Origin of the sequence: Planococcus sp. MSAK28401, from assembly GCF_018283455.1 — a bacterium.
Taxonomy (GTDB): Bacteria; Bacillota; Bacilli; order Bacillales_A; family Planococcaceae; genus Planococcus; species Planococcus alpniumensis.
Map to the genome: position 1 here is coordinate 1014124 of NZ_JAAMTH010000001.1, position 19267 is coordinate 1033390.

A 19267-nucleotide genomic window follows, 5' to 3' on the forward strand; every position below is an offset into this window, starting at 1 on the left:
CGAAGTGTCTAAAGCGTATGAAAAAGCAGGCGTCAATATCGAAGCGGGCTATGAAGCCGTCAAGCGGATGAAATCCCATGTCGAACGCACCGCACGTACAGGAATGCTGGGTGCGTTCGGCGGATTCGGCGGCATGTTCGATTTGTCCGAGCTGAATTTGAAACAACCGGTTCTCGTCTCCGGAACAGACGGTGTCGGCACGAAGCTGAAACTGGCTTTCATGGCGGATAAGCACGATACGATCGGTGTCGATTGCGTCGCGATGTGCGTCAACGATATCGTCGCACAAGGTGCGGAACCGTTGTTTTTCCTCGATTATATCGCTTGCGGCAAAGCGGTTCCTGAAAAGATCGAACAAATCGTCAAAGGCGTTGCGGATGGCTGCGTCGATGCAGGCGCGGCGTTGATCGGCGGAGAAACGGCTGAAATGCCGGGGCTTTACGATGAGAATGAATACGACATCGCCGGCTTTGCGGTCGGTGCTGCTGAAAAATCGGATATCGTCACCGGTGAGCGCATCCAAGCGGGCGATGTCTTGGTGGGGCTTGCTTCAAGCGGCATCCACTCAAACGGCTATTCGCTTGTCCGCCATATTTTATTGGGCGATGAGGAAGGTTCGTTGGACCAGAAAGTGGCGGGCTTTGAAGAGCTCGGCACACTCGAATCCTTACTGCTCGAGCCGACGAAAATCTACGCCAAGACCGTTCAATCAATCCGCAAACAAGCGGATGTCCACGGCATGGCGCATATCACGGGCGGCGGCTTTATCGAAAACTTGCCGCGCATGATGCCTGAGGGGCTAGGCGTTGAAATCGAACTTGGCTCTTGGCCGGTGCTTCCGGTGTTCGACCTGTTGAAAGTAAAAGGCGAACTGGCAGACCGTGATCTGTATTCGGTGTTCAATATGGGCATCGGATTTGCAGTGGCCGTTTCTGAAGCGGATGCACAACAAGCGATCCAGGCGGCTGAGGCAAGTGGCGACCTGGCGTATGTGATCGGCCGTGTGACGCAAATGGAAGGTGTCCGGTTCCAAGGCAGTCAGGACGGGACTTTACATGAAAAATAGAACAAAAATGGCCGTTTTCGCTTCTGGAAACGGCTCTAATTTTCAAGCGCTTTACGAAGCAACTCAAGACGGACGTCTCGATGCAGACATCGTTTTGGTCGTGGCGGATAAGCCGTCTGCGTTTGTGTTGGAACGGGCGAATCAGGCAGGAGTGCCGGCATTTTCGTTTATACCGCGTGATTATGCGTCCAAACAGGCATATGAATCGATGCTCGTGGAAAAATTGGATAGAGCGGGTGTCGAGTGGCTCGTGCTGGCCGGGTTTATGCGTTTGATCGGCCCGGTTTTGCTCGGGGCTTATGAAAACCGCATCGTCAATATCCACCCATCGGTACTGCCGGCGTTTCCGGGTAAAGACGCAATCGGCCAGACGCTGGAAGCTGGGGCAAAAGAGGCTGGAGTCACCGTGCATTTTGTCGACGAAGGCATGGACACGGGAGCGATCATCGCACAGCGCTCGTTTCCTGTAGACGACGCGGACCGTGAGACAGTAGAACGCAAAATCCATGAAATCGAGCACCAATTATACCCTGAGAGTTTGCAGCAATTATTCAGCCGGCAACAGTCGGTCTAGGAGGTCCATGAATGAAAAGAAGAGCATTGATGAGCGTATCGGACAAATCCGGCATTTTGGAGTTTGCCCGTGAACTAGTAAAAATGGATGTAGAAATCTTATCAACAGGCGGCACGCGCAAGCATTTGGAAGACAATGGCGTTCCGACGACGGCAGTGGACGAAGTGACCGGTTTCCCTGAGATTTTAGGTGGACGCGTGAAAACTTTGCATCCGCTGATCCATGGCGGTTTGCTCGCGAAACACGACGATAGCGAACACCAGCAGCAAATGAGCGATAACGGCATCGCACCGATCGAATTTGTCTGCGTCAATTTGTACCCATTCCGCGAAACGATTTCAAAACCGGATGTGACAGTTGATGATGCAATTGAAAACATCGATATCGGCGGCCCAACGATGCTGCGTTCGGCAGCGAAAAACCATGCTTACGTGACGGTCATCGTCGATTCCGGCGACTACGAAGCGGTGCTTGCAGAACTGCGCGAACAGCAAACAACGAGCCCAGAGCTGCGCCGGAAACTCGCAGCTAAAGTATTCCGCCATACCGCGGCGTATGATGCCTATATTTCCAACTATTTAACGGAACTGACGGATGGACAGTATCCGGAGCAGTTGACCCTTACATATGAATTGTCCCAAGCGCTGCGCTACGGGGAAAACCCGCACCAAAAAGCAGCGTTCTATAAGAGCGCGCTCGGTTCGGATTTCTCAATCGCACATGCCACGCAATTGCACGGCAAAGAGCTTTCCTATAACAATATCCAAGACGCCAATGCTGCGCTGCAGATCATCAAGGAATTCACTATGCCGGCAAGTGTCGCAGTGAAGCATATGAACCCGTGCGGCGTCGGGACCGGTGCTACTCTTTCCGAATCGTTCAAGAAAGCGTATGAAGCGGACTCGACATCGATCTTCGGGGGCATCGTCGCCTTGAACCGTGAAGTCGATCTTGAGACAGCAGAACAATTGTCGCAGATTTTCCTTGAGATCGTCATTGCGCCATCGTTCACGGAAGATGCACTTGCAGAACTCGGCAAAAAGAAAAACATCCGTTTGTTGACGGTGCCGTTTGAAACGAAACGCCGCGACAAATGGAATACGGTGACAGTCGAAGGCGGATTGCTCGTCCAGGAGCCGGATACATTCGGCTATGAAGATGCAGATATCCGTGTCGTGACGGAAAGACAACCGACAGAGCAAGAACTCGAAGCCTTGAAACTTGGCTGGAGCGTCGTCAAGCACGTTAAATCAAATGCCATTGTCGTGTGCGACGATTCGATGACGTTAGGCGTTGGTGCAGGACAGATGAACCGCGTTGGGGCAGCCGCCATTGCACTCGAGCAGGCAGCTGATAAAGCGCAAGGCGCAGCGATGGCGTCGGACGCTTTCTTCCCGATGTCTGACACGGTGGAAGCAGCAGCGAAAGCCGGCATTAAAGCGATTATCCAGCCGGGCGGTTCGAAAAAAGACCAGGAGTCGATCGATGCGGCGAATGCGCACGGCATCGCGATGGTCTTCACGGGCGTCCGCCATTTCAAACATTAATCGGAGGTGCACGGCTATGAACGTATTGGTCATCGGCAAAGGCGGGCGTGAACACGCGCTTGCCCATCAATTCGCCATCTCGCCATCGGTCGCGAAAGTTTATGTGGCGCCTGGCAATGACGGCATGGAACAGGACGCACAACTAGTTGACATCAACGAGACAGATTTCGAAGCTCTGGCAGCGTTCGCCAAGGACAATGATATCGCCTTTACATTCGTCGGGCCGGAACAGCCGCTTTCTGAAGGCATCGTCGATTTCTTTGAAGCACGAGGCTTGAAGATTTTTGGGCCGAACGAAGCGGCGGCGCGCATCGAGGGCAGCAAGGCGTTTGCCAAGGAATTGATGAAAAAATACGATATCCCGACCGCAACTTATGAAAGTTTTTCAAATACTGAAGCAGCTATAAAGTACGTCAAGCAGCAAGGTGCGCCGATTGTTATCAAAGCGGATGGGCTCGCAGCCGGAAAAGGCGTCGTCGTTGCGCAAAGTGAACAAGAAGCAATCGATGCCGTAAAGGATATGCTCGATGGCCAAAAATTCGGCGACTCGGGATCGACTGTCGTTATCGAGGAATTTTTGGACGGCGAGGAATTTTCCTTTATGTCCTTCGTCCAGGACGGCAAGATTTACCCGATGGTCATTTCGCAAGACCATAAGCGCGCGTTTGACGGCGATAAGGGGCCGAATACAGGCGGCATGGGTGCTTACTCGCCGGTGCCGCAAATTCCACAGTCAGTCGTGGATGAGACTTTCGCGAAAATCGTCCGTCCGACTGTAGAAGCGATGAGTAGCGAGGGGACACCGTTCAATGGTATTTTGTATGCCGGTATTATCTTGACGGCAAAGGGCCCGAAAGTCATCGAATTCAATGCGCGTTTCGGAGACCCGGAAACGCAAGTGGTCTTGCCGCGCCTGAAGACCGACCTCGGCGCCTTCATTTCAGCCATTCTAGACGGCGGAGAAATGGAGCTTGAGTGGGATGCTCGCCCTGTGCTGGGTGTCGTCATTGCAGCGGAGGGCTATCCGGGAACTGTGGAAAAAGGGGCGGCCTTGCCGGAGCTTGATGAATTGGCGGATGTAACTGTCACCCACGCCGGCACGAAGCGCTCTGAAGGCCGCTTCACGGCTAACGGCGGCCGTGTGCTGCTTGTCGCAGGCAGCGGAGAGACTTTGGAAGATGCCCAGTCCACCGTCTATCAAGCACTCGGAAAATTGGAGTGGGACGGTTTCTTTTACCGCACCGATATCGGTTGGCGTGCAATATAAGTGAATAATTGTTATAATAGAATGGCACAATTTCATCATGAAGCTGTGCCATTTATTTATGCGGCACCTTGCCGCAGAGGATTTTCAACAGCCCACTTTTACCTCTTTTTTTTAAACTCCAATTTTTACCCATCACTACCCCGGAACCAACAAAACCAGCAGGGCATTCAAACTCGGAAGGAGCAAAAATGATGAACTGGTATGAAAAACTGAATCAATATTTCCCAGTGGAGGAAATGAAATCGAAAGATCATATGGACACGTTGCTGAAGGAAAAAGGCAGTGTCTACTACAAAGATGAGGGCCCGTATCACGTCTTGATGTATGCGGAATTCCCAAGCTTCTCGTTCGTCGACTATTTATTCGTGTCGAAAGAATCGCGCGGCATGGGCATCGGCAAGAAAACTTTGCAAATGCTCAAGGATAAGGACAAGCCGATCATTTTGGAAGTCGAACCGGTCGATTACGAAGACACGGATTCTGAAAAACGCTTGCGTTTCTACGCTCGTGAAGGCTTCGAGCATGCCTCGTCAATCGGCTATTGCCGCCGTTCGCTGGCGACTGGCGAAGAAAACTCGATGGAAATTCTTTACTGGGCGCCAAATGGTGAAACCGAAGAAGAGATTTTCGAAGCGATGAAGAAAATGTATGAGGACATCCATACGTACAAAGACGAGCATTTTTACGGCGAGTCGTATGATCCGGTTTCTGATGTCTTGACGAGAAAAGAACAAGACCAGCAGGATATCCTGAAGCCTTTCAGCGATCCGGTCAATAAATAAACAAAAATCCACGTCTCAAAGACGTGGATTTTTTATGTCCGATTCCGCATAAGAGGGTTGCGTTTTCACGTCATTCTCTGTAAAAAAATGCATAATTATGCTAGTATACGATATATGGATATTGAATAGAGAGCAGGTGCCTTCGGATGGTAAACCCTTTATGGAGAAATACAGAAATACGGAAACAATTGAAGATTATGTCGAAAGAATTGTCCCCGGATCTTGTGCTGACGAATGCCACATATCTGCACGGGATATTTAAAAAATGGATGAATGGAAACATATGGATCAACGGAGACCGCATCATCTATGCAGGGCAAGACATGCCGAAGATCGATGATTCGACGGAAGTCGTAGATGTCAGCGGCAAGTGGATTGTGCCTGGCTATATCGAGCCGCATGTCCACCCGTATCAGCTTTACAACCCGCAGCAATTCGCTGATTATGCTGCACAAGGTGGAACTACCGGGTTTATCTCAGACAACTTGCCGTTATTTTTATCATTAGAAAACGAGAAAGCGTTTACATTGCTTGATCGCATGGCGGAGCTGCCGTTCACGTTTTATTGGTGGACGCGATTCGATTCGCAGACGGAACTTGTCGGGGAAGACCAAAAATTCACCTCGAAAGCAGTCGGCGAGTGGCTGGAGCGCCCGGATGTCATTCTTGGCGGTGAATTGACGGGCTGGCCGAAACTGTTGGCTGGCGATGACCAGATGCTTTATTGGATCCAAAAAGCGAAAATCAGCTTGAAAAAGATAGAAGGGCATTTCCCGGGAGCTTCCGAGAAGACTTTGGCGCGCATGAAGCTGCTGGGCGCTGACGGGGACCATGAAGCGATGACCGTCGATGAAGTGGAGATGCGCTTATTGCATGGCTACGGCGTGACGCTGCGCCATTCATCGATACGCCCGGATTTGCCGGAACTCTTGTCAGGGATTGTCGAACGGGAATTGAATGTGTTCGATAAATTGATGATGACAACAGACGGCTCGACGCCGGTGTTCCATAAAGACGGCGTGATGGATTTGTGCATCCAAATCGCGCTTGACGCCGGCGTTCCGGCGATTGATGCTTATATGATGGCTTCTTATAATGTGGCGCGCTACTACAATTTGACGAGCTTGCACGGCTTGATCGCAACGGGGCGCTATGCGAATTTGAATATCCTCGATTCGATCGATAGCCCGGTGCCGAGCGGCGTGATTTCTAAAGGAGTCTGGCTCAAGCGCGATGGCAAGAAAGTGCGTTCGCTCGATGATGTGGATTGGTCGGTGCTGCCGGAATTGGATCTCGACTTTGAATTGACCGATGACGATTTCCAATTTTCGATGCCGTTCGGTGTGGAGATGGTCAATGATGTCATCACCAAACCGTATTCCGTAAGCGTTGACACGAATGTCGAGCGTTTGTCAAAAGAACATGGCGAGAGCTTCCTGATGCTGATCGACCGCAACGGTAAATGGCGGGTCAATACTTTGATCAAAGGCTTCGCCACGGAAGTCGACGGATTTGCTTCATCTTATACAAATACAGGAGATATCGTGTTGATCGGTAAAAGCCGCAAAGATATGTGGCAAGCGTTCGAACGAGTGAAGCGTCTCAAGGGAGGCATTGTCTTGATTGAAGGCGGCGAGATAGTTTGCGAATTGCCGCTTCCTATTGGCGGCATCATGTCTGATTTGCCGATGGAGCCGTTGATGGAGCAGGAAACTGCTCTGAAGAAAGCGTTGAAAGAGCGCGGCTATGAACATGGCGACGCTGTCTATACTTTATTGTTCTTGATGGCGACGCATTTACCGTACGTCCGCATTACCCAAAAAGGGATTTATGACGTCATGAACAAAACCATTCTATTTCCGGCATTCATGAGGGGCCAGGGATGAAAAAATGGCTGATCTTGCTTGCTTTGCTGATCGTTGCAGCTGTCTTGGTTGTTTGGCTGGTCGGAAAGGAACAAGCGGGAGAGCCGGAAACGCCCGCAACTCCGGAGGCGCCAGAAACGCCTGAGGTGCCGGAAGAAGTGCTTACCACCGCCCCGTTTACCGGCATGCAAGGAAACGGTCCGTATGATAGCCGGGCGGTGATGGCGGTCATCAATAATCATCCAGCGGCGCGTCCGCAAACGGGCTTAGTGGAAGCTGATATAGTATTTGAATTAATTGCCGAATACAATATCACGCGGTTCTTGGCCTTGTATCAAAGCCAGTTTCCGGTGAACATCGGGCCGGTGCGCAGTGCGCGCGATTATTTTGTCGAACTGGCCGATGCGTACGATGCGTTTTTTATTGCGCATGGCTATAGCCCGGAAGCGAAGCAATTGCTCGATTCAGGAGTGGTCGACCATATCAATGGCATGCAGTATGATGGAACTTTGTTCAAGCGTTCATTGGACCGCGTGGCGCCGCACAATTCCTATATCAGCTATGAAAACGTAGAACTTGCGATGGAGATGACGGATGCTTCATCCAATTACAGCATGAAAGCACCTTATGCTTTCTCTGCACCGGGCAATAATGATAAACTAGAGGAACAAGCTGCTTCTATAGAAGTAAACTATGGCTGGGATCCGCTTTTTGCGAGCACTTATACTTACGATTCTGAGTCGCAGCTTTACAGCCGTTCATCGGGCGGTATCGCCACTGCAGATAAGGAAACTTCGCAGCGTATCGAAGTCGCCAATGTGCTGGTCATGGAGACAGTACACGAAACAATTGATGCCAAGGGCCGCCAGGAAATCGACCTGACTTCCGGCGGGCAGGCATTATTGTTCCGTGAAGGAAGCGTGCAGGAAATCACGTGGCGCGCAGAAAACGGCATGCTTGTGCCAGTCGACGAAAATGGGATAGCCGAATTGACGCAAGGAAAAACCTGGGTCCACATAATTCCAGATTCACCGGGAATTGGCCAGGCGGTTCAGTATAGCCCGTAGAAGCGGGATTAATTGAAGAGCAATGAAAGGACGTTGAATGTGCATGCAAGTTGATAAGATTAGAGGGCCGCAGACCGATCAATTGATCGAAGCGGTGCTGGCATTGGAAAACAAAGAACAAGCCTATCGATTTTTTGATGATTTGTGCACGATCAGTGAAATCCAATCATTATCGCAGCGCTTTGAAGTGGCGCATATGCTGCGCTTGAAAAAGACCTACGAAAAAATCAAAAACGAAACGGGCGCGAGCACAGCGACGATTTCCCGCGTGCGCCGCTGCTTGAATTACGGCAATGACGCGTACGAGGAAATGCTCGACGTGCTATATCCGGAAGAAAAACAAATTGAACTTCCAAAAGACTGACCGGCGAATGGCGCTGGTCGGTTTTTTTTATGCGCTAAATCCCTCATTTGTGGATGGGTGGGAACAGAGTGTTGGCGGATCTTTTGTTATAATGGAAAGATGAAAACAAAAGTACAGTTAGGAGAATACCTGTGGACTTTCAAACATGGCGGCATGTCTTTAAAATAGACCCTGCGAAAGAAATTTCAGATGGACATTTGGAACGAATTTGCGAATCCGGGACTGATGCCATCTTGATTGGCGGAAGTGATGATGTCACACTCGACAATGTCTTAGAATTGATGGCTCGTGTGCGCCGCTATTCGGTGCCGGTTGCGCTCGAAGTGTCAACGGTCGAATCGGTGACGCCGGGCTTCGATTATTATTTCATCCCGACAGTGCTCAACAGCAGCGACCCGAAATGGATCAAAGGGCTTCACCACGAGGCAATCCGTGAATACGGCGAGATCATGGACTGGACAGAGATCGTGCCGGAAGGCTATTGCATTTTGAATCCGGACTGCAAAGCGGCAAGCTTAACCGGGGCAGATGCATCCTTGACTGAAGAGGATGTGCTCGGATATGCGCGCATGGCGGAGCATTTTTTTCGGCTGCCGGTCTTTTATCTGGAATACAGCGGCATGTTCGGCGATCCTGAACTTGTCCGAAAAACCGCGTCGGTGCTGTCTGATACACGGCTATTTTATGGCGGCGGCATCGATTCAGCGGAGCGCGCCAAAGAAATGGCGGCCATCAGCGACACGATCGTTGTCGGCAATATCATATATGAAGATCTAAACAAAGCGCTTGCGACCGTCAAGGCAGTTGCGGAAACGGCTGAGCAATCGTTATAATAATAGGAACAAACGTTCGAGGTGGTGCACAATGGAATTAATCACAAAAAATCTGTTGCGGGGGATGAACCCCGAGCAGGAAGAAGCAGTCAAAACAACAGAAGGTCCGCTATTGATTATGGCCGGTGCGGGCTCTGGGAAAACACGTGTATTGACGCATCGGATTGCGTACTTGGTGCTGGAAAAACAAGTCTACCCGTCCAATATCCTGGCGATCACGTTCACCAATAAAGCGGCGCGCGAAATGCGCAACCGGATCGATGGCCTGCTTGGCCACGGAACAGGCGACCGCATGTGGGTGTCCACGTTCCACTCGATGTGCGTGCGCATCCTGCGCCGCAATATCGATCGCTTGGGCTTCTCGAAGAGCTTCTCGATTTTGGATACGACCGACCAATTGACAGTCATCAAAAATGTCCTGAAGCAGCAGAACCTGGACCCGAAAAAATACGAGCCGCGGACGATGCTGAACGCTATTTCGTCTTCGAAAAACGAATGCATCGATGCGGAAACCTTTGCAGCGAACGCCAACCAATTCAACCCGTATGAAAAAACGGTCGCGGAAGTGTTCACAGGCTACCAGAAGCGGCTCCAGAAAAATCAATCGCTCGATTTCGATGATTTGATCATGATGACATTGAGGCTCTTTGAGACGGTCCCGGATGTGCTGGAATATTATCAGGATAAATTCCACTACATCCATGTCGATGAATACCAGGATACGAACAACGCCCAGTACCAACTGGTGCAATTAATGGCGAAGAAATTCAAGAATATTTGCGTTGTCGGCGATTCCGACCAGTCGATTTACCGTTGGCGCGGGGCGGATATTACCAATATCCTGTCATTCGAGAAAGATTATCCGGACGCCAAAGTGATCATGCTCGAACAGAATTACCGTTCGACCAAACGCATTTTGAAGGCGGCAAATGACGTCATCCAGAAAAACACGAGCCGCTATCCGAAAGAATTGCGCACCGATAATGACGAAGGGCCGGCGATCACGCTCCATAAAGCGGGCGATGAGCGGCAGGAAGCCCAATACATCGTTCAGACCATCCAAAACCTCATGCAGGAAGAAGGATACAAAACCTCTGATTTCGCGATTCTTTACCGTACCAATGCGCAATCGCGTATTTTAGAGGAAATGTTCGTCAAATCGAATATGAGCTATACGATTGTCGGCGGCACGAAATTCTATGACCGCAAGGAAATCAAGGACTTGCTCGCGTATTTGCGCTTGATTGCCAATAACGAAGATGATCTGTCGCTCGCACGCATCATCAATGAACCAAAGCGAGGAATCGGCGCGACGTCATTCGAGAAAATGGCGCGCTTTGCGATTGAACAGGACCGCACCATCATGGATTCCTTGCAGGAGGCGGATTTCATGGGCTTGACGGCAAAAACCGCACAGACCGCGCTCGAATTCCGTGCGATGATCGCCGGATTCACCGAAATGCAGGAATTTTTATCGGTGACGGAATTGGTGGAAGAAGTGTTGAAGAAATCCGGCTATCGCCAAATGCTCCAAAACGACAAGACCATTGAAGGCGAAAGCCGCCTTGAAAACTTGGATGAATTCCTGACCGTGACGCAAGCGTTTGAAAAACAAAGCGATGATAAGTCACTAGTAGCGTTCCTGACCGATTTGGCTTTGATTGCGGACATCGATTCATTGGATGAGGAAGAAGAACAAGGCGACGGCCCGATCATCCTCATGACGATGCACGCAGCGAAAGGCCTGGAGTTCCCGGTCGTGTTTATCGCCGGGCTGGAAGAAAACGTCTTCCCGCATTCACGTTCGAATAATGACGAGGAAGAATTGGAAGAAGAACGGCGCTTGGCATATGTCGGCATCACGCGCGCCGAGAAACGGCTGTATTTGACGCATGCTTCGTCACGGACGATTTTCGGCAAGAGCAATTTCAATCTGCCGTCGCGCTTCATATCCGAAATTTCGGAAGAGCTGATCGAACAAACCATCGCCAATCACCGTGCAGGCGCAGCGACGAGCTATAAGCAGGCACCGAGACGAAAAGCGGTCATGAAGCCCTCTTACCAGCAATCCGGCGGCGACCGGCTGGGCTGGAAAACAGGCGACCGCGCGAAGCATAAAAAATGGGGCACCGGGACTGTCGTCAATGTCAAAGGCGACGGGGAACAAACGGAACTCGATATCGCCTTCCCGAGCCCGACAGGCATCAAACGGCTGCTTGCGAAATTTGCGCCGATCGAAAAAGAATGATCTGGAGGAACTCGAATGGACCGCATCAAAGCTGAAGAACGTGTAACCGAATTGAATGAATTGCTCCGCAACTATGGGCATGCCTATTATGTGCTCGACAAGCCAAGCGTGCCGGATGCCGTGTACGATCAATTGCTCAACGATTTGATCGAGCTGGAAACCCTTTACCCTGATTTGATTTTCCCGGACTCCCCAACGCAGCGGGTCGGCGGCACACCCTTGTCGAATTTCGAGAAAGTTCGACACGAGCGTCCGATGCTCAGCTTGTCGAACGTCTTCAATGAAGAAGATTTGCGTGATTTCGATAAACGCGTGCGCGGCGGTGCCGGGGACTCGGTCGAATATGTGTGCGAACTGAAAATTGACGGCCTGGCCGTTTCGCTTCATTACGAAAACGGCAAATTCGTGCGCGGCTTGACGCGCGGCGACGGCCGTGTCGGAGAAGACATTACGGTCAACCTCCGCACAGTCCGCTCGATACCGCTTAAATTAAAAGAGCCGGTATCGATCGAAGTGCGCGGCGAAGTGTTTATGCCGAAAAAATCCTTCCATGCACTTAACGAAGACCGCGAAGAGCGGGGCGAAGAATTATTCGCTAACCCGCGGAATGCTGCAGCTGGTTCTTTGCGCCAATTGGATTCGAAAATTGCCGCCAAGCGCAATTTGGATGTTTTCATCTATGGCATCGGCGGCGACGGGGAAACTTACGGCTTGAACAACCATGACGAGTCGCTTCAATATTTGACGGATCTCGGCTTTAAAACGAACGGCGAGCGGAAAGTTTGCCGCTCGGTGGAAGAAGTGCTGGCGTACATTGAACAATGGACAGATGGACGCAATAAGCTGAGCTATGAAATCGATGGCATCGTCATCAAAGTCAACCGCTTCTTGCATCAGCAAGACCTTGGGTTCACGGCGAAAAGCCCGAAATGGGCGACCGCCTATAAATTCCCGGCAGAAGAAGTGATGACGACCGTGCGTGATATCGAGTTGAGCATCGGCCGGACCGGCGTCGTCACCCCGACAGCTATTCTGGAACCGGTTGCTGTTGCCGGCACTACAGTGCAGCGTGCGTCACTCCATAATGAAGACTTGATCCGGGAGCGCGATATCCGCATCAATGATAAAGTCATCATCCGTAAAGCGGGCGACATCATTCCAGAAGTCGTCAAGGCGCTGATCGAAATGCGCTCTGGCGATGAACAGCCGTTTGAAATGCCGACCGAATGCCCTGCATGCGCAAGTGAACTGGTGCGCATTGAAGGAGAAGTGGCGCTGCGCTGCGTCAATCCGAAATGCCCGGCGCAAATCGTCGAAGGCATGATTCATTTCGTGTCGCGCAATGCCATGAATATTGACGGTCTCGGTGAGAAAGTGATTGAGCAATTATACCGTGAAGGGCTAATCCAGGATATTTCGGATCTTTACGCTTTGACGAAAGAGCAATTGTTAGAACTCGAGCGTATGGGCGATAAATCCGCCAGCAACTTGATCGAGGCGATAGAGGATTCGAAGAGCAATTCAATGGAACGCTTATTGTTCGGCCTTGGCATTCGCCACGTAGGCGAACGCGGGGCGCGCATCTTGTCTGAGCATTTCGGCTCGATGGATCAATTGAAGCAGGCAAACTTGGAAGAATTGATTGCCATCCACGAAATCGGCGACAAGATGGCAGATGCTGTTGTTACGTATTTTGAAAAAGAAGAAGTTTTGGCACTTGTGGAACGTTTGCGCGAGCGGGGCGTCAATTTATCCTATACGGGCACAATCGTCCGCGTAGAAGAAGGCGCCAATGCGTTTGCCGGCAAGAAAATTGTGCTGACCGGTAAGTTGGAAAACATGACGCGTCAGGAAGCCGGCGAACGGATCGAGGCACTCGGCGGCAAATTGAGCGGCAGCGTCAGCAAGAAAACCGATTTGCTGATTGCTGGCGAAGAAGCCGGATCCAAACTCGACAAAGCGCAGGATCTCGGTGTGGAAGTGTGGAATGAAGAACGCCTGCTTATGGAATTGAACGAATAAGGAGATTAGCATATGAAACGCATTTGGTGGATCCCGATCAGCATATTGTTGCTTTCGGGATGTGTCCCTTCCGGAAATGACGAGGCGGAAGTGATCAACACAGAAGAAGAAGAGGCGGAAACAGCGATCATCCCGAGCATGCAATTGGATGATCAATATTACCGGACGCTATTACCGTATAAGCAAAGTGCCACCCGCGGAAAAATCGTCAGCCGGCTGAATTCTCGCTACGATATCAAAGAAGCGGAGCACGGATTATTGCGCCTATCGCAGCAGCAGTTCTCACCGGATGATTATTATTTCCAGGAAGGCCAAAAAATCACCGATGAAGAAGCTTCGCTTTGGCTCCAGCGCAAAAGCAAAGATAATCCACAAGGGCTGAACCCAGAGGACGGCCGCAGCCAAGCGGAGACGGACGGGGGCGAACGCCCGCAACCGGAACTGCTGGCGCACATCCTTGAGCAAAATTACCTTGTCAAAACCGAGGAAGACAAAATCCGTCTCGGCGGGGTTTCCATCGGGCTTGCCATGAACACAGTTTATTATAGCTCGACGGACGATATCCCATACGAAGAATCGATTCCTCAAGATCAGATCGCTGAAGAAGGCAAACGGATGGCTGATGAAATCGTCAAGCGCTTAAGGGAGAAAGAAGGAATGGCGGATGTGCCGATCCTCGTCGCTTTATTCGCACAAAACAGCCGTAACGCGATGACACCCGGCACCTACTTCTCTTACGGCGCTGCCCCGAAAGGCGAGACGGAAGTGGCAAACTGGAATGATGTCGACGAAGAGTATGTCGTATTCCCGACTTCCGGGACGGACGAGCAATACCGGGATATCGATACGGCATTTCGCAATTTCAAGCAAGATGTCGAATTGTACTTCTCGAATTTCACGAGCGTCATCGGCAAAGGCTTCTATCAAAGCGGCCAATTGCAGGAGATGAAAATCGAAATCCCGATCCAGTTTTATGGCTCGGCTGAAGTGATCGGCTTTACGCAATATGTCACCGGCCTGATCTTGGATCATTTCCCGGACGATATCCAGATTGAAGTGAACGTCACGTCGACCAATGGCGCGGAAGCACTCATTTTACGGAAAGCCGGGGAAACGGAACCGGTTGTCCATATTTACGAGTAAGTGTGCAATTTAAAGGGGCAGCCAGTTGGCTGTCTCTATTCATTTTTTTAGAAAAATGGTATGATAGACCGTATGTTTATTGAATCCGGAGGTGTAAAAAATGGCGAAAATGACAAAAGAAGAAGTAATCGAAGTGGCCCACTTGGCGCGTTTGGCAATTACAGACGAGGAAGCTGTGCATTTTGCGGATCAATTGGAAGCGATCACCAATGCGATGGAATTGCTGAACGAATTGGATACGGAAAATGTAGAACCGACGACGCATGTATTGCCGCTAGTCAATGTGATGCGTGAAGACAAGTCGATTGAAGGCTTGCCGCGTGAATTGGTGATGAAAAACGTAAAAGAACATGAAGGCGGCCAAGTGCGTGTGCCGACGATTCTGGACTGATTGTGAGGAGGGAAAAAGATGAAGTTAGCTGATAAAACTGCAAAAGAATTGCAGGAGTTACTACATAGCAAAGAATTGACGATTGCGGATTTGACGCAAGCGACATTCAAGCGCATCAAGGAACTGGACCCGAAAGTCGATGCCTTCTTGGCTTTGAATGAAGAACAGGCAACAAAGCAAGCAGCTGAAATGGACCAAACGGATGCAGGTGAACGAGGTCCGCTTTTCGGCTTGCCGATCGGCGTGAAGGATAATATCGTCACGGAAGGATTGGAGACGACAGCATCAAGCTTGATCCTGAAAGGCTTCAACCCGATTTACAACGCGACGGTTGTGGATAAATTGCGCGAAGCAGGAATGGTCATCGTCGGGAAATTGAACATGGATGAATTCGCAATGGGTTCTTCCAATGAAAACTCTTACTATAAAAACACAAAAAACCCGTGGAACCTGGAAACCGTTCCTGGCGGTTCTTCAGGCGGCTCGGCTGCGGCTGTTGCAGCAGGTGAAGTTTCGTTCACACTCGGTTCCGATACTGGCGGATCGATCCGCCAACCGGCTGCGTTCTGCGGCGTCGTCGGCATGAAACCGACATACGGGCGCGTTTCTCGTTTCGGGTTGATTGCCTATGCGTCATCATTCGACCAGATCGGCCCAATCACCCGCACAGTCAAAGACAACGCCCTTCTTCTGAATGCCATTTCCGGCCACGATGAAAAAGACTCGACATCCGCCAATGTTGAAGTGCCTGACTTCACAGCGGCACTGACTGGCGATATCCAAGGCCTTCGCATCGGCGTGCCGAAAGAATATTTCGCAGAAGGCGTCAGCGAAGCATCGAAACAAGCCGTGAAAGATGCACTGAAAGTATTGGAAGAAAAAGGCGCAACATGGGAAGAGATTTCCTTGCCACATTCCAAATACGCGCTTTCCACTTATTACATCTTGGCTTCATCTGAAGCATCGTCCAACTTGTCCCGTTTCGACGGCATCCGTTACGGCTACCGTACGGAAAAAGCCGGCAGCCTGCTTGAGTTTTACATGAACACACGCTCTGAAGGCTTTGGCGACGAAGTGAAGCGCCGCATCATGCTCGGAACTTACGCACTCAGCTCGGGCTATTACGACGCTTACTATAAAAAAGCGCAAAAAGTGCGTACCTTGATCAAGCAGGATTTCGATAAAGCTTTCGAAAACTTCGATGTCATCGTCGGGCCGACAACGCCGACACCGGCATTCAAGATCGGTGAAATCATCGATGACCCGCTGACAATGTATGCGAACGATATCTTGACAATCCCTGTCAACTTGGCAGGCGTGCCAGCCATTTCAGTCCCATGCGGATTCGACAATGGCTTGCCGCTCGGCTTGCAGATCATCGGCAATTATTTCGATGAAGAAACCGTCTACCGCGTCGCGGATGCTTTTGAGCAGGCGACCGAGTTCCATAAAGAAACACCGCAAACATGGGAGGGAGCAGCACAATGAATTTCGAAACGATCATCGGGCTTGAAGTCCACGTCGAACTAAAGACGGAATCCAAAATGTTCTCGCCTTCCCCGGCTCATTTCGGTGCTGAACCGAATACCAACACAAACGTGATCGACCTTGGCTACCCTGGGGTATTGCCAGTCGTCAATAAAACGGCAGTCGATTGGGCGATGAAAGCGGCACTTGCGTTAAACTGTGAGATTACGCGCCACACCAAATTCGACCGTAAAAACTATTTCTATCCGGATAACCCGAAAGCCTACCAGATTTCCCAATTCGATCAGCCGATCGGCGAGCACGGATGGTTGGAAATTGAAGTGAATGGCGAGAAAAAACGCATCGGCATTACGCGCCTGCACATGGAAGAAGATGCCGGCAAACTGACGCATACCGGCAACGGCCATTCCCTTGTCGACTTTAACCGCCAAGGCACGCCATTGATCGAAATCGTCTCGGAGCCGGATATCCGCACGCCGGAAGAAGCGTATGCGTATTTGGAAAAAATCAAATCGATCATCCAGTACACAGGCGTTTCCGATGTGCGCATGGAAGAAGGCTCGCTGCGCTGCGACGCCAATATCTCCTTGCGTCCATACGGCCGTGATGAATTCGGCACGAAAACTGAGCTGAAGAACTTGAACTCGTTCAACTTCGTCAAAAAAGGCTTGGAGCACGAACAGATCCGCCAAGAGCAAGTATTGCTTGCAGGCGGCATCATCGAGCAGGAAACACGCCGCTATGATGAATCAACTGGCAAAACCTTGCTGATGCGCATCAAGGAAGGGTCGGATGATTACCGTTACTTCCCAGAACCGGATCTGGTTGATATCGTTATCGACGATGCATGGCTCGAGCGCGTGCGCGCAGAAATTCCGGAACTTCCGGATGCCCGCAAAGCCCGCTACGTATCAGAACTTGGCTTGTCGTCATATGACGCCATGGTATTGACTTTGCAGAAGCCGATTTCCGATTTCTTCGAAGCGACCGTCAAAGCCGGCGCTGATGCGAAACTGGCATCAAACTGGCTGATGGGCGAAGTGTCTGCTTACCTTAATGCTCAGAATAAAGAGCTTGAGGATACAGAACTTACGCCAGAGGGACTTGCCGGCATGATCAAATTGATCGGCGAAGGCACGATTTCTTCAAAAATCGCCAAGAAAGTCTTCAAGGAATTGATCGAAAAAGGCGGCGACCCGAACAAGATCGTCAAAGCGCAAGGCTTGGTGCAGATCTCGGACGAAAAGGTATTGCTCGAGTACGTCACCAATACTTTGGATGCCAACCCGCAGTCGATCGAAGATTACAAGAACGGGAAAGACCGCGCAATCGGCTTCCTCGTCGGGCAAATCATGAAAGCGACAAAAGGGCAGGCCAACCCGCCGCTCTTGAACAAAATCCTCCTCGAGGAAATCGCGAAACGTTAATCAGAAAAAGGATGGCTCAGTGAGCTATCCTTTTTTTGTGGTGTATTTTAGTGAATGCGATCCAAAAGTTAAATCTGGTAGTCGAAATGTTATTTCCTTGAGATTCCGCTCCAAGGGGCACGCTTGAGGCCTGCAGGATGCAGGTCATGCAGCTGATGCGACAGGACGTCGCGTTTTCAGCTGCCCGGGTACAGGGCGGGTGTTGAGCCAATGTGCCGCAAAGAACGCGGCACATTTGTCTCGCCAGCCCGCGCGGTCCCTCAGGCGTCGGCCCCTTTCCGCTTCATCTCTAAGTATAGTGGGGAAATGAAATTCAACTGTCACTGAAATTAGTATGAATAGTTTTGGACAGCTTTGTAATTGCGTAAAGAATAGCTAGTGAACCATCTTTTCCACTATCAACTCTAGCTAGGCGTCTTCACCAGCGGACGAATATAATAAAAAAAGACGCGTCCTCGCATGCAACATCCAATGAAATCTAAAAGCCGAACCGCGCACAAGGGCGAGCCGAAGCAATGAGGCAAGTGCTCTTCTTGGCTCATTGCAAGAGGCCAGCCCAAAGCGGGAGGCGACTGCTTCACGATGAAATAATCAACGGACATTTCATCTCACTATCAAGTCCAGCTAAGCGACGATACCAGCGGATGAAGACAATAAACAGTGACGCTTCTTCGCACGTAACATCCAATGAAATCTAAAAGCCGAACCGCGCACAAGGGCGAGCCGAAGCAATGAGGCAAGTGCTCTTCTTGGCTCATTGCAAGAGGCCAGCCCCAAGCGGGAGGCGACTGCTTCATGATGAAATAATCAACGGACAATACATCTCACTATCAAGTCCAGCCAAGCGACGATACCAGCGGATGAAGACAATAAACAGTGACGCTTCTTCGCACGTAACATCCAATGAAATCTAAAAGCCGAACCGCGCACATGGGTGAGCCGATGCAATAAGACAAGCGATCTTCTTGGCTTATTGCAAGAGGCCAGCCCAAAGCGGGAGGCGACTGTTTTACGATGAAATAATCAAAGAACGATTCATTTCACTATCAAGTCCAGCTAAGCGCACTTCTCGGCTCATTACGAAAGGCCAGCCCAAAGCAAGAGGCGGCTATCTCGTGATAAAATGTATAATGAATTATCCATCTCGCTCTCACGTCTAACTTACTGCTCCGCATTCTGCATT

The 19267-nt window shown here is 50.6% G+C and carries 15 protein-coding genes; all 15 read left to right on the forward strand.

The window, feature by feature from the left end:
• The first annotated feature begins 4 nt into the window (after positions 1-4).
• The 15 genes from purM (at position 5) to gatB (ending at position 18084) form a co-directional block, all read left to right on the forward strand.
• Positions 5-1066, forward strand: coding sequence for a phosphoribosylformylglycinamidine cyclo-ligase (gene purM / locus G3255_RS05105; protein ID WP_211653587.1), 1062 nt, complete (start codon positions 5-7; stop codon positions 1064-1066).
• Positions 1056-1640, forward strand: a complete 585-nt coding sequence (gene purN, locus G3255_RS05110) for a phosphoribosylglycinamide formyltransferase (protein ID WP_211653588.1) — start codon at positions 1056-1058, stop codon at positions 1638-1640. Before purM ends, purN begins: the two co-directional genes overlap by 11 nt.
• Positions 1641-1651: 11 nt before the next feature.
• Positions 1652-3187, forward strand: a complete 1536-nt coding sequence (gene purH / locus G3255_RS05115) for a bifunctional phosphoribosylaminoimidazolecarboxamide formyltransferase/IMP cyclohydrolase (protein ID WP_211653589.1) — start codon at positions 1652-1654, stop codon at positions 3185-3187.
• A 16-nt stretch (positions 3188-3203) separates the two neighbouring features.
• On the forward strand, positions 3204-4454 hold the full coding sequence (gene purD / locus G3255_RS05120; RefSeq protein ID WP_211653590.1) for a phosphoribosylamine--glycine ligase: 1251 nt from the start codon (positions 3204-3206) through the stop codon (positions 4452-4454).
• A gap of 191 nt (positions 4455-4645) precedes the next feature.
• The gene (locus G3255_RS05125; protein ID WP_211655769.1) at positions 4646-5236 is read left to right on the forward strand and encodes a GNAT family N-acetyltransferase; all 591 of its coding nucleotides are present in this window, start codon (positions 4646-4648) and stop codon (positions 5234-5236) included.
• A 146-nt stretch (positions 5237-5382) separates the two neighbouring features.
• Positions 5383-7122 (forward strand): adenine deaminase C-terminal domain-containing protein, encoded by a 1740-nt coding sequence (locus G3255_RS05130; RefSeq protein ID WP_211653591.1) that lies wholly within the window; start codon positions 5383-5385, stop codon positions 7120-7122.
• Positions 7119-8168, forward strand: a complete 1050-nt coding sequence (locus G3255_RS05135; protein WP_211653592.1) for a DUF3048 domain-containing protein — start codon at positions 7119-7121, stop codon at positions 8166-8168. The genes G3255_RS05130 and G3255_RS05135 overlap by 4 nt, the downstream gene beginning before the upstream one ends.
• A 43-nt stretch (positions 8169-8211) precedes the next feature.
• Positions 8212-8532 (forward strand): YerC/YecD family TrpR-related protein, encoded by a 321-nt coding sequence (locus tag G3255_RS05140; protein WP_068489075.1) that lies wholly within the window; start codon positions 8212-8214, stop codon positions 8530-8532.
• Positions 8533-8663: 131 nt separating this feature from the next.
• Positions 8664-9365, forward strand: coding sequence for a heptaprenylglyceryl phosphate synthase (gene pcrB / locus G3255_RS05145; protein WP_211653593.1), 702 nt, complete (start codon positions 8664-8666; stop codon positions 9363-9365).
• Between the two features lie 31 nt (positions 9366-9396).
• Positions 9397-11613 (forward strand): DNA helicase PcrA, encoded by a 2217-nt coding sequence (gene pcrA / locus G3255_RS05150; protein ID WP_211653594.1) that lies wholly within the window; start codon positions 9397-9399, stop codon positions 11611-11613.
• Between the two features lie 15 nt (positions 11614-11628).
• Entirely contained in the window at positions 11629-13635 is a 2007-nt protein-coding gene (gene ligA, locus G3255_RS05155) for an NAD-dependent DNA ligase LigA (RefSeq protein ID WP_211653595.1), read from the forward strand.
• 12 nt (positions 13636-13647) lie between these two features.
• The gene (locus tag G3255_RS05160) at positions 13648-14778 is read left to right on the forward strand and encodes a CamS family sex pheromone protein (RefSeq protein WP_211653596.1); all 1131 of its coding nucleotides are present in this window, start codon (positions 13648-13650) and stop codon (positions 14776-14778) included.
• A gap of 100 nt (positions 14779-14878) precedes the next feature.
• Positions 14879-15169 (forward strand): Asp-tRNA(Asn)/Glu-tRNA(Gln) amidotransferase subunit GatC, encoded by a 291-nt coding sequence (gatC, locus tag G3255_RS05165; RefSeq protein WP_058381395.1) that lies wholly within the window; start codon positions 14879-14881, stop codon positions 15167-15169.
• Positions 15170-15187: 18 nt separating this feature from the next.
• A complete protein-coding gene (gene gatA / locus G3255_RS05170; protein WP_211653597.1) occupies positions 15188-16657 on the forward strand; it encodes an Asp-tRNA(Asn)/Glu-tRNA(Gln) amidotransferase subunit GatA in 1470 nt (489 codons plus the stop codon).
• Positions 16654-18084, forward strand: coding sequence for an Asp-tRNA(Asn)/Glu-tRNA(Gln) amidotransferase subunit GatB (gatB, locus tag G3255_RS05175; RefSeq protein ID WP_211653598.1), 1431 nt, complete (start codon positions 16654-16656; stop codon positions 18082-18084). The genes gatA and gatB overlap by 4 nt, the downstream gene beginning before the upstream one ends.
• Positions 18085-19267: the final 1183 nt, after the last annotated feature.